The following is a 12,154-nucleotide window of genomic DNA, read 5'->3' on the forward strand; positions in this document are numbered from 1 at the left end:
CCGCATCCGGCCCAAGCCGCATCCGGCCCAAGGCGCGCCCGGCCCAAGGCGCGCCCGGCGTAAGGTGCACCGGCCTTCGGCCGACCCTCACCCGGCCTTGGGCGCCGGTACCTTGGCCGCGAACTGCTCCGCCTGGAGCGAGTACAGCTCGGCGTAGACCCCACCCGAGGACAGCAGCTCGTCCGGAGTGCCCGACTCCACGAGCCGGCCCTGGTCGAGGACGTGCACCAGGTCGGCGTGGCGCACCGAAGCGAGGCGGTGTGTGATGAGGATGACCGTCTGACCGGTACCCGCGAGGGCCCGGATCTTCTCGAAGACCTCCAGCTCGGCGCGGGCGTCGAGAGCCGCCGTCGGCTCGTCCACGACCAGGATCGCGCCCCTGCGGTAGGCCGCCCGCGCGATACCGAGCCGCTGCCACTGGCCGCCCGACAACTCGTGGCCGCCGCTGAACATACGGGCCAGCAGCGTGTCCAGACCGCGCGGCAGATCGTCCACCACGTCCTCGGCGCCCGCCTCGGCGACGGACGTGCGCAGCCGCTCGTCGGTGATCGGCGCCGACGTCCGGCCGATCGCGACGTTCACCCGGGCCGTGAACGGCCACCTCTTGAAGTCCTGCGCCACCATCGCGATGCGCTCGGCGAGCTGGTGCCGGTCGACGGTCGCCGCGTCCACGCCGTCCCACAGGATCCGGCCCCGCTGCGGCGCGTACAGGCCCGACAGCAGCTTGACCAGAGTGGTCTTCCCGGAGCCGTTCTCCCCGACCAGCGCCACGATCTTGCCGAGCGGCACGCTGAGCGTCAGGTCCGAGAGCGCGGGGCGGGCCGCACTGCCCGGATAGGTGAACGTGACGTTCTCGAAGCGGATCTCGCGCGGCTCCTCGGGCAGCGGCTCGCCGCCGACCGGGATGGCGCGTTCGGCCGCCTCCACGTACAAGCGTTGAAGATCCCCGACGAACAGGGCGTCCTCATGGAGGCTGTTGACCTCCAGGACGAGTGTGTCGAGATTCCCGGAGCCCGTACGGATCGCGATCACCGCCGTGCCCGCCACGGACAGCGCCATCGCACCGCCCAGCAGCAGCCCGCCGAGCGTCGCGTACGTCGCCACGGTCGCGAGGCCCGTCCAGGCGGCCGCGATCAGCCCGGTCCGTGCCCCCAGCCCGGCCAGCCGGGCCTGTTCCGCCTCGGCGGACTCCGACATCGCGCGGAAGTGCCGCAGCAGGAAGGGACCGACCCCGTGGACGCGGATCTCGGGCGCCGCGGCGGGCTCGGTGAGCAGACCGCTGATCAGCTGGCCGGCCCGGGCATGCTGCACCCAGGCGTGGAACGACGAGTAGCGGTGCCGCGCCATGGTCAGCGCGCTCCACGCGCTCGGCAGCGTCATCGTCACCAGCAGCGGCAGCAGCGCCACGTGCAGCACCGTCAGCACGCCGGCCGCCGCGATCAGTGAGATCCCCGCGTTCACCACGCGCGTGGCGATCCTGATCATCCGCCGGGCGGACGAGGCGCCGTACTGTGCTGTGTCCAGCAGCTTGTGGAAGGCCTCGTCCTCGATCGCGGAGAGTTCGACGGCCGCGGCCCGCTCCAGATACAGCTCCGTCGCGACGCGCTCCACCTTCGGTTCGAGACGGCCCGTGGCGTACGTCGAGGCGGCTCGCAGCAGTGCGGCGACCAGCATCACGACGGCGACGACGACGAGCGCGGGCACCGCGTCGCGCAGCCGGTCCTCCACCGGGCCGGTCGCCATCAGACGCCCCAGGACGCTGTTGACGGCCAGCAGGCTCACCGCCTGGGCCAGGCCGCGGCCCACCTCCGCGCCCACCACGATCCGTGCCGCCCGCCGGTCCGCCTGCCAGGCGAGCCGGAAACTGGACGCCAGCAGCGCGGGCAGCCGCGTCACCATGGCCCGGAAGTTCAGCTCCAGAAACGCGTCGGAGTGCTGCGACCAGCCCATGTCGTAGCGCAAGGCGCCACCGAAGAGCAGCCGCTCGGACTCGGACGGCCCGGGCCCGGACGACTGGGGCTCGGATGGCTCGGGCTCGGACGCGCCGGGTTTCCCGTTCACAGAGCCCGTCTTCACAGAGCCCGTCTTCACGGGTCCCGTCGGCCCGGTCTTCTTCGTGGTTCTCCGCCCGGTCTTCTTCGCAGCTCCCGCAGATTCCGCCGGTCCCACCGGTGACCTCCCCCGATCGTGGACGAACGGCCACTATCGCGGCGCGGGACGCCATCGGGCAGGGCGCGCGCCCGGTCCGCCACGGCGTAACCGGAGCACGCCCGGGCGCTTACGGCCGCGCGCTGTGGGGGCGCGCCCCGAAGGGACGCGGGGCTGTGACATAAGCGGCTCCGCCGCGGGGCACGACCAGCCCACGACTATCCGCAGACGAATGCAGCGCACCCCAGCGGAGCGCTCACGCGCTGACCGGCCTCGTCCAGGCCGGCGGAGTCCCCGTCAACCGGCACAGCGCCAGATAGAGCGGGATCGGCGGCGTGTAGGGGAGCGTGCCGCCGGGCTTGTGGATGAGTCCGGGGAGACCGGGCGAGGCGGGTACGAGTGCCCCCGTGGCGTAGTGCGCGGGCGCCGGCCATTCCAGGGCGACGTCGGAGTCGGAGGGCACGAGCCACCACCAGTGCGTGCTGTCGGCGTACACACAGCCGACGCGCGGCAGGCGGGGCATCAGCAGCGGGCCGAGTCTCGCGGGCATGGCCACCGCGTCACAGCCCAGCGGCGCCCGCATGCCCTCCGGCACGGTCAGCCGCCGCGACGGCCCGGTCCCGGACGTCGTCCGCAGGCCGCGCTCCAGGCGGACCAGCGTGTCCAGGTTCAGCACCCGTGGCGCACCGGCCGACGTCGCCCTCACACCCATTCAGCCCCCGTCCGTTCTCCAATTTTTCCGAACCATCCGGAAACGGCTGTCGCCGCACCAGCCGGGAAGCCGGCTGGAACGATTCAGGTCACTACCAGTCGTGCCCGGCCGGGGGCGCCTGCGAGCCGCTCGGCTCCGCATGCGCGTGTTCCCCGTGCGCGTGTTCCCCGGTCGGCGAGGAGCCGGCTGGGGCCGGCCGGCTCCTCGCACTCCAGCCCAGGTCCGACCGCGGCTCGGCGCCGTTGTTCGCCGAGCGCGGCAGTTCGGCCCAGACCAGCAGTCCGGGACCGGTTTCCTGGGCGCCCCAGGCTGTGCACATCGCCGCGACGAGAAGCAGTCCCCTCCCGTGCTCCTCTTCGGGACGCTGTGGCGACGGGTGGGGCTCACCCGGCGCACACCCCTCGTCACGGACTGCTATCCGCACCAGGTCGCCGCCGTCGTGCAGCTCGCACACCACATGGCGGCTCGCCGTGTGCACGATGGCGTTGGTGACCAGTTCGGAGACGACGAGCTCCGCCGTGTCGCAGGTGTCCTCACAGACCGACCAGCCCGAGAGCCGGGCACGCGTCAGATGCCGGGCCTGTGCCGCGGAGCCCGGATGTGCGGCCAACTCGAAGCGGAACCGGCGCTCGGCTGCTGCCTCGGGGCGTACCCCAGCGGCGGCACCGAGACGGAACCGGTCCTCGGCTGCGTCTGTTCCTAACGGCGCGGACGGAATCACGTTTGCCACTATCTCCCCGTCGTGAACACTTGGCAAGTGTCACTCTGAAAATTGCAGAGTGCAGTGTTCCGTGCCGTATGGCCATGGCACACTGCTCGCAACAGCACGTGGCGCGGCGTCAGTTGGGTACCCGGTTCGGGGCCCGAACGGGCGCCGCCCGGGCTGTCCGGACAAAGTGGAGGTGGACGTGAGCGAGCCGCGGTCCGCGCCGACGGTCGGGCAGGTCGTCCTCGGACGGCGCCTGCTCGACCTGCGGGAGCGCGCGGGGCTCAAGCGCGAGGAGGCAGCGCGCATCCTGCGTGTCACTTCCGCCACCGTCCGCCGCATGGAGATGGCCGAGGTAGCGCTCAAAATCCCGTACCTCCAGCTCCTGCTGAAGTCGTACGGCGTCTCCGACGAAGAGGCCGAGGCGTTCGTCGCCCTGGCGGAGGAGGCGAACCTGCCGGGCTGGTGGCAGCGCTTCCACGACATCCTGCCGGGCTGGTTCTCGATGTACGTGAGCCTGGAGGGCGCGGCCGCCCTCATCCGCTCGTACGAACCCCACTTCGTTCCCGGAGTGCTGCAGACCGAGGAGTACGCGCGTGGCGTCATGGAATCCGGCGCCATCGGCCAGACCAGACCCGAGGACATCGAGCGCCATGTGGCGCTGCGCATGCAACGCCAGGAGCTGCTGACGCGCGAGGGCGCGCCCCGGTTCTGGGCCGTGATGGACGAGACCGCCGTGCGCCGCCCCGTCGGCGGCCCCGAGGTCATGCGCGCCCAGATCGACAGGCTGCTCGAGGCCACGAAGCTGCCCAATGTGACGCTGCAGATCGCCCCCTTCTCCTCGGGGCCGCACGCGGGCACGTACGGGCCCTTCGTGCTGTTCCGCTTTGCCATGCCCGAACTGCCGGACATGGTCTACAGCGAGTACCTGACCGGCGCCGTCTACCTGGACGGACGTACCGAGGTGGCAACCCACCTCGAGGTCATGGACCGCATGGCGGCGCAGGCCGCCACGGCACATCGCACGAAGGAGATCCTGCTGGATCTCCGCAAGGAGCTGTGAATGGATCGCATCAAGACCCGGATACGCAACGCGCGGATCTACAACGGCATGCCCGCCAGGGAACTGGGCAGCGAAGGCTGGCACAAGCCGTGGAGCGGCGGCAACGGCGGCAACTGCCTGGAGGCGATGAAGCTCTCCGACGGCCGGATCGCGGTCCGTCAGTCGGCGGATCCGGATGGTCCCGCCCTCATCTACACCCCCGGCGAGATGACCGCGTTCATCCAGGGAGCCAAGGCGGGGGAGGCCGACTTCCTGCTCTCCTGAGGCCGCCGACCGGCCGCTCCTTGATCCGCATCCACTTGTCCCACGTGCTTCCTACCTTGGCATTCAGTTGATCCAGTGACCCAGTCGATTCACCACCAGGACCATATGCGCCGAGGCGCGTCCACCAGCCGGCTCACCGCCACGATCGGGAAGGGCGGCTGCTCTGCACGGTCCTGGCCGAGGCTCAGCGCGTAGTAGATCTGCTCGATCGAAGGCGGTCCGACCGCGAGGTTGCGCCGGACCGCCGCCGACGGGGACTCCTGCCCGGCCTGCACGAGATACGCCGCGGCCATCGTCCCCGTACGGCCCACACCCGCCCCACAGTGCACGAACACCGGCCCCGGGGCCGCGCCCACGACGCTCAGGAAGCGTCGTACCTGGTGCGGCGTCGGGGTCTGTCCGTCCCGGATCGGCAGCCGTACGGCATCGAGACCGGCCCTGGCGGGACCGGCCAGCTGGGAGGCGCTCAGGTCCTCGGCGCGCAGGTCGACGACCGTGGTGAAGCCGAGCCCGGCCAGCTCCCGGTAGCCCGCGGGGGAGGGCGCGGCGCCCCGCCACAGCGCACCCTCGGCGTCCACGGGCTGGAAGTGGTGAATGCCCTGAACCGCGTGCGTCCCCTCCGGCGGAGGGGTCTGTTCCCGGGTCCAGTACGACAGCGCGAGGATGCCCAGCGCGCCGGTCGCCCAGAGGGCGAGATAGCCGAGACCGAGCGCGGCGAGGACACGCAGCACCGTTCTGCGCAGGGATCTGCGCGGACGGCCGGTGGGCAGGGTGCCGCGGGGCGGGGACGGGGCGACGACAGCCATGGGCGACCCGGAGGCTCGGGGAGGAGGGGCGCCTTGGCATCGTAACCCGGGCCGCCGGGGCGCGAGTTGTCCGTGTATGGCAGAAGTTGCCCGTGTGGGGGAGGGGGCGGAAGCGACCGGAGTTCCCGGTTCGAATCACTGTCTCGGTTCACTGTCTCGGGTCAGGGTCTCGGGTCGCTGCCCCGGGGCCCGGCGTTGACCGGGGGTGCGCGCTCAGTCGTCGTCCGCGTCCGCGTCGCCGATGCCGACCACCGTGAGGTGCGTACGGTCCAGGCCGGTGTCCTCCAGGCAGCCGCGCAGCCGCATCCGGTCGTGGTCGGTCAGCGCGGGCTGGACCACGCCCGCGAAGAGACCGTCGCCCAACTTGCCGAGGGTGGCGCGGTTCAGCGGTACGGACGTCGAGTCCCGGCAGCGTTCCCAGAGCTGGTGCGCGGCGAGCGATTCCCGCTCGGCGGTCATGTTCGTACCGCGCATGTCGACCTTCAGCAGCAGAGAGGTCGCCTCGGAGTTCTTCGCGTCCTCCTCGCGGGTCTGGGTGAGGTCGGCGAGCCCCACGACGAGCGCGCCGACCAGCGCGGCCCCGACCGCGCTCACGACGAGCGCGCGCACGGTACGGGCGTGCCGTCCTCGCGCGCCGATGGGTGGCAGGCCGTCCAGGTCGTCGAAGGCGTCCTTGCCGTCCGGATCGGCGTCCCGGGCCGGATCGGGTGCCGCCAGGACGGCGAGCCGTCCCGCGAGCCGCCGTTCCGCCGTGGGCCGGGCCGTGGCCGACGCGATCCGTTGCACGATCCAGGCGAGACCGGAGAGCAGCACACCGGTGACCATCAGGACCGGCACGAAGACGTACGTACGACTCGTCGGCTCGTCCAGCCAGCGGAACCGGTCACCCGCCGGCCGGGCGTCCTTCTCCCGCAGCCGAGCCAGCACATCCTCCTGCCGACGGTCCGCGTCACGCATGCGCTCCTCGATCCGTGCGAGCCGCCCGAGCAGCACGATCCCGAGCAGCATCACCTCGACGACCAGCAGCAACACCCCGCACAGGATGGCCCGTTGCCACTGCCACCGGTACAGATAGATGACGACGTACGTCCCCGCTCCCGCGGCCGCCGCGCCTCCGAAGAAGTAGGCGACGCGCCTCACCAGGGGTCTCCCTGGGGCTCCTGACCGAGGACCTGTTGTTGTTCTTGTTGTTCCTCCCGTTGTTCCTGTTCCTCTCGTCCGGTACGCCGAGGGCGCGGGACTCGGTGAGAGCGGCGAGGGCCGTGCCCGCTGCCGTGGCGCGGGGCTCGGGGAGGAGGGCGCCCGCGAGAGCTTCCTGGGCGTGCAGCGAGACCAGCACGGTACGGGTCCAGCGGAGGGTGGAGAGAAGATCGGGGCGGGTGAGCCGGTCCGTGGACGGTGTCTCGGCGAGCCGGCGGTCGACGTCCGCGACGAGGTCCACCGCGAGACCGGGCAGCGCCGACGTCAGCCGGCCCACCCGCCACGCGGCGGCCAGCCGGCGGGCACCCGGTGCCGGGTTGAGCAGCGCGAGCCATCGGTTCCGGGGCGGTGCGGCGCCCAGCAGCCGCAGATCCGCCGCGGCCCGTCCGCCGACCGCCGTGACGACCGGGACCGAGCGCAGCTGACGCTGGGGCGCGGTGCCCCCGATGTCGAGCGCGGCGGCCAGCCCCCGTGCCATCGGGGCCACCCACAAGTCCTCCTCCAGTGGCTCCAGTTGATCCGGCAGTGTCTCCGCCACTGGTCCGGGGCCGAGCAGTCGTGCCCCGCGCGTGGGCCGCGCCGCCATCGCCGTGATCGGCCGGCTCTGGAACAGCCACAGTTGCCCCGACGCGTCGAACCCGAACTCGATGTCCTGCGGCCCGCCGAAGACCCCGCGCGCCTGCCGCGCCAGCCGGGCCAGGCGGCGCAGTCCGTCGGCTCCGAGCAGTCCTTCGGGGTCGTCGGGCTCAGTGCGCAGCAGCCGTCCCCAGCGGCTCAACCAGTAGTTCGTGCCGGGCTGTTCACCGCTGACCAGGGAGTGGGGCCCGCCCCGCACCGCACTGACCAGCATCCGGTCCGTCCGCCCCTCCACGGGGTCGGCGCCGAACATGACCCCACCGACGCGGGCCGTGAGCATCGGCTGCACCAGGACCGCCATCGGAGCCACCGTGCCGTCGGGCCGGTGTGCCGAGTCGAGCACGGTCCGCACGGCCGCACGGAACTCGTGCCAGCCCTGTACGTCCAGCACGGACGCGAACTGGCCCGCCAGGGACGACTCCTGGGTGTCCTCCTGAGGCGAGGAGGACCGTACGACGAGGGGGCGTGTGCCGTCGGCGGAGAGCTCCCGCCAGGCACGGCGCAGCGATTCCAGGTCGCCGTCGCCGGCCCACTCGCCGGCCCGCTCGCCGTACGGCACGACGAACCCCGGCAGCACCGGCAACCCGGCCGGCGCGGCGCGCGCCAGATGCGCCGCCTTGGAGCCTGCGAACGGGATGCGTGCCGCCCGCGGATCACTCAAGGGGACCGCTTCCGCGGCGAGTCGAGGAACTTCAGGGGCGGTCCGAGGAAACCGGGAGGCCAGCGGATCGCGTATGCGGGGGACACCGCCCTGGTCGTCCCCGTCGCGCGCACCGTCTCCATGACGTTCGTCGACCGTCGTCATCGAACACCCTCCAGGACCGACCGCCAACAGGGGGGACGCGCGGGGGTGGCCCTGCGCCTGACGACGGAACGAAGGATGGGGGCGAGTTCCCGTCCGACCGGGGTACGGCCGCGACAACAACGCGCCTCCTCAGCCGAGGATCCCACTTGCTGTTGTGTTCCATGTCATCCGGAAGTCGGATTCCGGCCGACGAACTGCTCCTCACCCCGTACTCACCCGGCACCCGGTACTCACTCCTCACCGGTACTCACGGTGGCGGCAGCGCCGCGCACAACGCCTCCAGCGCCGCCCCGTAGGCGTGCTCCGAAGGCGTCGCATACCCCACGACCAGACCGTCCGGCGCGGTCATGGACGACTCTGGGTGCCGGAACTCCGCGAGCCCGTCCAGCGCCAGGCCCTGCCACACGGCGGCCTTCACCGCGGACTGCTCGCTCCCGGGCGGCAGCCGCAGCACCGCGTGGAGCCCGGCCGCGATCCCGGTGACCTCGACGTGCGGGGCGTGCACGGCGAGCGCGTCGACCAGCCGGTCCCGCCGCCTCCGGTACCGCTGGCGCATCCGCCGCACATGACGGTCGTACGACCCCGAGACGACGAAGTCCGCGAGCGTCAGCTGGTCCAGGACGCTCGCCCACGCCTCCCGCTCGCCCTTGGCCTCCAGGACCCCTTCGACGTACCGCTCCGGAAGGACCATCCAGCCCAGCCGCAACGCGGGCGACAGGCTCTTGCTGACCGAGCCGATGTGGACGACCCGCTCAGGGTCCAGGCCCTGTACCGCCCCCACGGGCTTGCGGTCGTAGCGGAACGCCCCGTCGTAGTCGTCCTCCAGAATCACCCCTCCACGCGCGCGTGCCCAGTCGATCACGGCGGCCCGCCGCGCGGGATGCAGTGGTCCACCGGTCGGGAACTGGTGCGCGGGCGTGAGCAGTACGGCCCGCTCCCTGCCCAGGCCGTCCACCCGGGCGCCGTCCTCGTCGAGCGGCAGGGGTACGGTCCGTACGCCCGCCGCGGTCAGCAACTCGCGGTGGAAGGCGAGGCCGTACGACTCGACGGCCAGCGGACCGCGCAGCACCTTGGGGAACAGCAGCAGCAGGGCGTGCGCGAAGCCGGAGCAGATCACGATCCGCCCCGGCTCCGTACGGACGCCACGCGCGCGTGCCAGGTACTCCGTGAGCGCCACCCGCAGTTCGATCCGGCCGGCGGGATCACCTGGCCCGAACGCCTCGTTGGGGGCCTGCCGCAGAGCCCGCCGGTACGAGGCCAGCCATGCGGCGCGCGGGAACGACGACGCGTCCGGCGTGCCCTGCCGCAGGTCGTGGCGCGGTCCACGCGCGCGTGGGGGTGCCTTTTTGGGTACGCGCGCGTGCGCACCCAACGGCTCGGCCCGCTCGGCGACCAGCGTGCCCGAACCCTGCCGCGCGGTCAGCCAGCCCTCGGCCACGAGCTCGGCGTACGCGTCGGCGACCGTGTTGCGGGCCACGCCCAGGTCGGCGGCGAGCGAGCGGTACGGAGGGAGACGGGTGCCCGGGGCGAGGCGCCCGCTGCGGACCGCCTCGCGTAAGGCGCGGCTCAGAGCGGCGCGACGGCCACCCGGACCGCCCAGTTCCAGATGCAGGTCGGCGCCGATGCGCTCCGCCGAATTGACCCATGAATCCGCCATGGAAATGCACCCTACAAGGGGTCTTTCCGGCTCGTAGATTCATAGTCATGACGACGAACACGATGAACGCGACGACCACGATGAACGCGGCGCACACGACGAACGCCCGGATCGACTTCTCGAAGGCCGCTCCGAAGGCGTTCCGCGCCCTGGTCGGCTTCGACATCGCGGCCCGCGAGGGGCTCGACCCGGCCCTCGTCGAGCTGATCCAGATCCGCGCCTCGCACCTCAACCACTGCGCGTACTGCCTCCACATGCACACCAATGACGCGCGAAAGGCAGGCGAGAGTGAGGACCGGCTGCACATGGTCGCCGTGTGGCGCGAGGCCCCGCACTTCTTCACCGAGAAGGAGCGCGCGGCCCTCGCCCTGACGGAGGCGGTGACCCTGGTCGCCGACGGAGGCGTCCCGGCCGACGTCTACGCCGAGGCCGCGGCCCGGTTCGACGACAAGGAACTGGCCCAGGTGCTGGCACTGATCTTCGCGATCAACACCTGGAACCGGGTCGCTCTGTCGACGGCGAAGACGGCTGGGACGGACGAACGCTGACGAGCGGGAGCGAGAGCCACAGCGGCGGGCGGGAGCTGAGAGAGTGCCGGGCGGTGTGCGGTGGGCGGCGTGCGGTGGGTGGGAGCGGCGGTGCCGGTTGCGCGGTGGGCTATGCGGTCATCGGGCGGTCGTACGGTCCGATCGGTGCCGGCAGCCGAGAGGTGCCCGTCAGATGGCGGTCCACCGCTGCCGCCACCGCCCGCCCCTCGGCGATGGCCCACACGATCAGGGACTGGCCGCGCGCGGCATCCCCCGCCGCGTACACGCCGGGCACGTTCGTCGCGAAGTCCGCGTCGCGGGTGATCGTGCCACGGGGGTCGAGCCCGAGTCCGAGCTGGTCGACGAGGCCGTCGGAGCGGTCGGGGCCGGAGAAGCCGAGCGCGAGCAGCACGAGGTCGGCGGGGAGCACCCGCCCGGTCCCGGGGCGCGGGCGGCGCTCCGCATCGACCTCGACCAGATGCAACGAGCGCACCCGCCCGGCCGCGTCACCGGTGAACCGGAGCGTCGACGCCGCGAAGAGCCGCGCGTCCGCGTCCGCCGCGGGCGCCGTCTCCAGGTCCCGGGCCTCCTCGTGCGCCGCCGACAGCCGGTAGATCTTCGGGTACACCGGCCACGGGTCGGCGTCCTCGTCCCGCTCCACGCCCGGCTGCGTGTAGATGTCCAGCTGCGTCACGGACCTCGCGCCCTCGCGCACCGCCGTGCCCAGACAGTCGGCGCCCGTGTCGCCACCACCGACGATCACGACATGCTTGCCCGCCGCCGACAGCGGTGACGTCTCCAGATCCCCCTCGCACACCCGGTTGGCCAGCGGCAGATACTCCATCGCCTGATGGATGCCGCTCAACTCCCGCCCGGGGACCGGAAGTTCACGCCAGGCCGTGGCACCCACGGCGAGGACGACCGCGTCGTACCTGGCCCGCAACTCGGCCGCCCCGACGTCCCGGCCGACGGCGGTCGACGTGCGGAACTTCGTTCCCTCCGCCCGCATCTGGGCGACCCGCCGTTCCACATGCCGCTTCTCCATCTTGAACTCGGGGATCCCGTACCGCATCAGCCCGCCGATCCGGTCGTCCCGCTCGTACACGGCGACCGTGTGCCCGGCCCGGGTCAGCTGCTGCGCCGCGGCGAGCCCGGTGGGCCCCGAGCCGATCACCGCGACCGTCCTGTCGGACAGCCGGTCCGGCGGCCGCGGCGGCGCGAACCCGTCCTCCCAGGCCCGGTCGGCGATGGCGACCTCGACGTTCTTGATGGTGACCGCCGGCTGGTTGATCGCCAGGACACAGCCCGCCTCGCACGGCGCGGGGCACAACCGGCCGGTGAACTCGGGAAAGTTGTTCGTCGCGTGCAGCCGGTCGCTCGCCGCCCGCCAGTCGTCGCGCGAGACCAGGTCGTTCCATTCGGGGATCAGATTGCCCAGCGGACAGGCCTCGTGGCAGAACGGGACACCGCAGTCCATGCACCGGTCGGCCTGCGTGCGGATGATCGGCAGCAGAGCCCCCGGGACGTACACCTCGTCCCAGTCATGGACACGCTCCCCGACAGGGCGCCGGGGCCACTCCTCGCGGGAGGCATTGAGGAAACCCTTGGGATCGGCCACAGCCGTCTCCCT

11 protein-coding genes are annotated in these 12,154 nt (G+C 72.1%); 3 read left to right on the forward strand and 8 right to left on the reverse strand.

Annotation, left to right across the window (positions count from 1 at the left end):
* Positions 1-87: 87 nt before the first annotated feature.
* The 3 genes from ACZ5VQ_RS14670 to ACZ5VQ_RS14680 all read right to left on the reverse strand — a co-directional run bounded on the left by ACZ5VQ_RS14670 (position 88) and on the right by ACZ5VQ_RS14680 (position 3,590).
* A complete protein-coding gene (locus tag ACZ5VQ_RS14670; protein ID WP_362074545.1) occupies positions 88-1,950 on the reverse strand; it encodes an ABC transporter ATP-binding protein in 1,863 nt (620 codons plus the stop codon).
* A 454-nt stretch (positions 1,951-2,404) separates the two neighbouring features.
* The gene (locus ACZ5VQ_RS14675) at positions 2,405-2,860 is read right to left on the reverse strand and encodes a hypothetical protein (protein ID WP_143637573.1); all 456 of its coding nucleotides are present in this window, start codon (positions 2,858-2,860) and stop codon (positions 2,405-2,407) included.
* A gap of 91 nt (positions 2,861-2,951) precedes the next feature.
* Complete coding sequence (locus ACZ5VQ_RS14680) at positions 2,952-3,590, reverse strand: ATP-binding protein (RefSeq protein WP_469105186.1); 639 nt, start codon at positions 3,588-3,590, stop codon at positions 2,952-2,954.
* Between the two features lie 178 nt (positions 3,591-3,768).
* On the opposite strand from ACZ5VQ_RS14680, the gene ACZ5VQ_RS14685 reads away from it, so the two are divergent.
* Positions 3,769-4,629, forward strand: a complete 861-nt coding sequence (locus ACZ5VQ_RS14685) for a helix-turn-helix domain-containing protein (protein ID WP_469105187.1) — start codon at positions 3,769-3,771, stop codon at positions 4,627-4,629.
* Positions 4,630-4,893, forward strand: coding sequence for a DUF397 domain-containing protein (locus ACZ5VQ_RS14690; RefSeq protein ID WP_055616070.1), 264 nt, complete (start codon positions 4,630-4,632; stop codon positions 4,891-4,893). It begins immediately after the preceding gene.
* A gap of 89 nt (positions 4,894-4,982) precedes the next feature.
* Here ACZ5VQ_RS14690 and ACZ5VQ_RS14695 read toward each other — a convergent pair whose 3' ends face one another.
* The 4 genes from ACZ5VQ_RS14695 to pdxR form a co-directional block, all read right to left on the reverse strand.
* A complete protein-coding gene (locus ACZ5VQ_RS14695; RefSeq protein ID WP_469105188.1) occupies positions 4,983-5,699 on the reverse strand; it encodes a protein tyrosine phosphatase family protein in 717 nt (238 codons plus the stop codon).
* 213 nt (positions 5,700-5,912) lie between these two features.
* Positions 5,913-6,731 carry a hypothetical protein gene (locus tag ACZ5VQ_RS14700; protein WP_469105189.1) on the reverse strand — a complete coding sequence of 273 codons (819 nt, stop codon included), beginning with the start codon at positions 6,729-6,731 and terminating at the stop codon, positions 5,913-5,915.
* The gene (locus tag ACZ5VQ_RS14705) at positions 6,649-8,340 is read right to left on the reverse strand and encodes a PEP/pyruvate-binding domain-containing protein (RefSeq protein ID WP_469105190.1); all 1,692 of its coding nucleotides are present in this window, start codon (positions 8,338-8,340) and stop codon (positions 6,649-6,651) included. Before ACZ5VQ_RS14705 ends, ACZ5VQ_RS14700 begins: the two co-directional genes overlap by 83 nt.
* 247 nt (positions 8,341-8,587) lie before the next feature.
* Positions 8,588-9,997, reverse strand: coding sequence for a MocR-like pyridoxine biosynthesis transcription factor PdxR (gene pdxR / locus ACZ5VQ_RS14710; protein WP_469105191.1), 1,410 nt, complete (start codon positions 9,995-9,997; stop codon positions 8,588-8,590).
* Between the two features lie 47 nt (positions 9,998-10,044).
* Here pdxR and ACZ5VQ_RS14715 point away from each other — a divergent pair, with 47 nt between their 5' ends.
* Positions 10,045-10,545, forward strand: coding sequence for a carboxymuconolactone decarboxylase family protein (locus ACZ5VQ_RS14715; RefSeq protein WP_469105192.1), 501 nt, complete (start codon positions 10,045-10,047; stop codon positions 10,543-10,545).
* Between the two features lie 109 nt (positions 10,546-10,654).
* Here ACZ5VQ_RS14715 and ACZ5VQ_RS14720 read toward each other — a convergent pair whose 3' ends face one another.
* Complete coding sequence (locus tag ACZ5VQ_RS14720; protein ID WP_469105193.1) at positions 10,655-12,142, reverse strand: glutamate synthase subunit beta; 1,488 nt, start codon at positions 12,140-12,142, stop codon at positions 10,655-10,657.
* Positions 12,143-12,154 lie beyond the last annotated feature (12 nt).

It is taken from the genome of Streptomyces sp. NPDC033178 (assembly GCF_055577685.1).

Excerpts from the sequence above, each read along its gene's own strand:
- ACZ5VQ_RS14670 (WP_362074545.1), bottom strand. The coding sequence starts at position 1,950 with ATGGGCTGGTCGCAGCACTCCGACGCGTTTCTGGAGCTGAACTTCCGG.
- ACZ5VQ_RS14715 (WP_469105192.1), top strand. The coding sequence starts at position 10,045 with ATGACGACGAACACGATGAACGCGACGACCACGATGAACGCGGCGCAC.
- pdxR (WP_469105191.1), bottom strand. The coding sequence starts at position 9,997 with ATGGCGGATTCATGGGTCAATTCGGCGGAGCGCATCGGCGCCGACCTG.
- ACZ5VQ_RS14705 (WP_469105190.1), bottom strand. The coding sequence starts at position 8,340 with ATGACGACGGTCGACGAACGTCATGGAGACGGTGCGCGCGACGGGGAC.
- ACZ5VQ_RS14675 (WP_143637573.1), bottom strand. The coding sequence starts at position 2,860 with ATGGGTGTGAGGGCGACGTCGGCCGGTGCGCCACGGGTGCTGAACCTG.
- ACZ5VQ_RS14695 (WP_469105188.1), bottom strand. The coding sequence starts at position 5,699 with ATGGCTGTCGTCGCCCCGTCCCCGCCCCGCGGCACCCTGCCCACCGGC.
- ACZ5VQ_RS14690 (WP_055616070.1), top strand. The coding sequence starts at position 4,630 with ATGGATCGCATCAAGACCCGGATACGCAACGCGCGGATCTACAACGGC.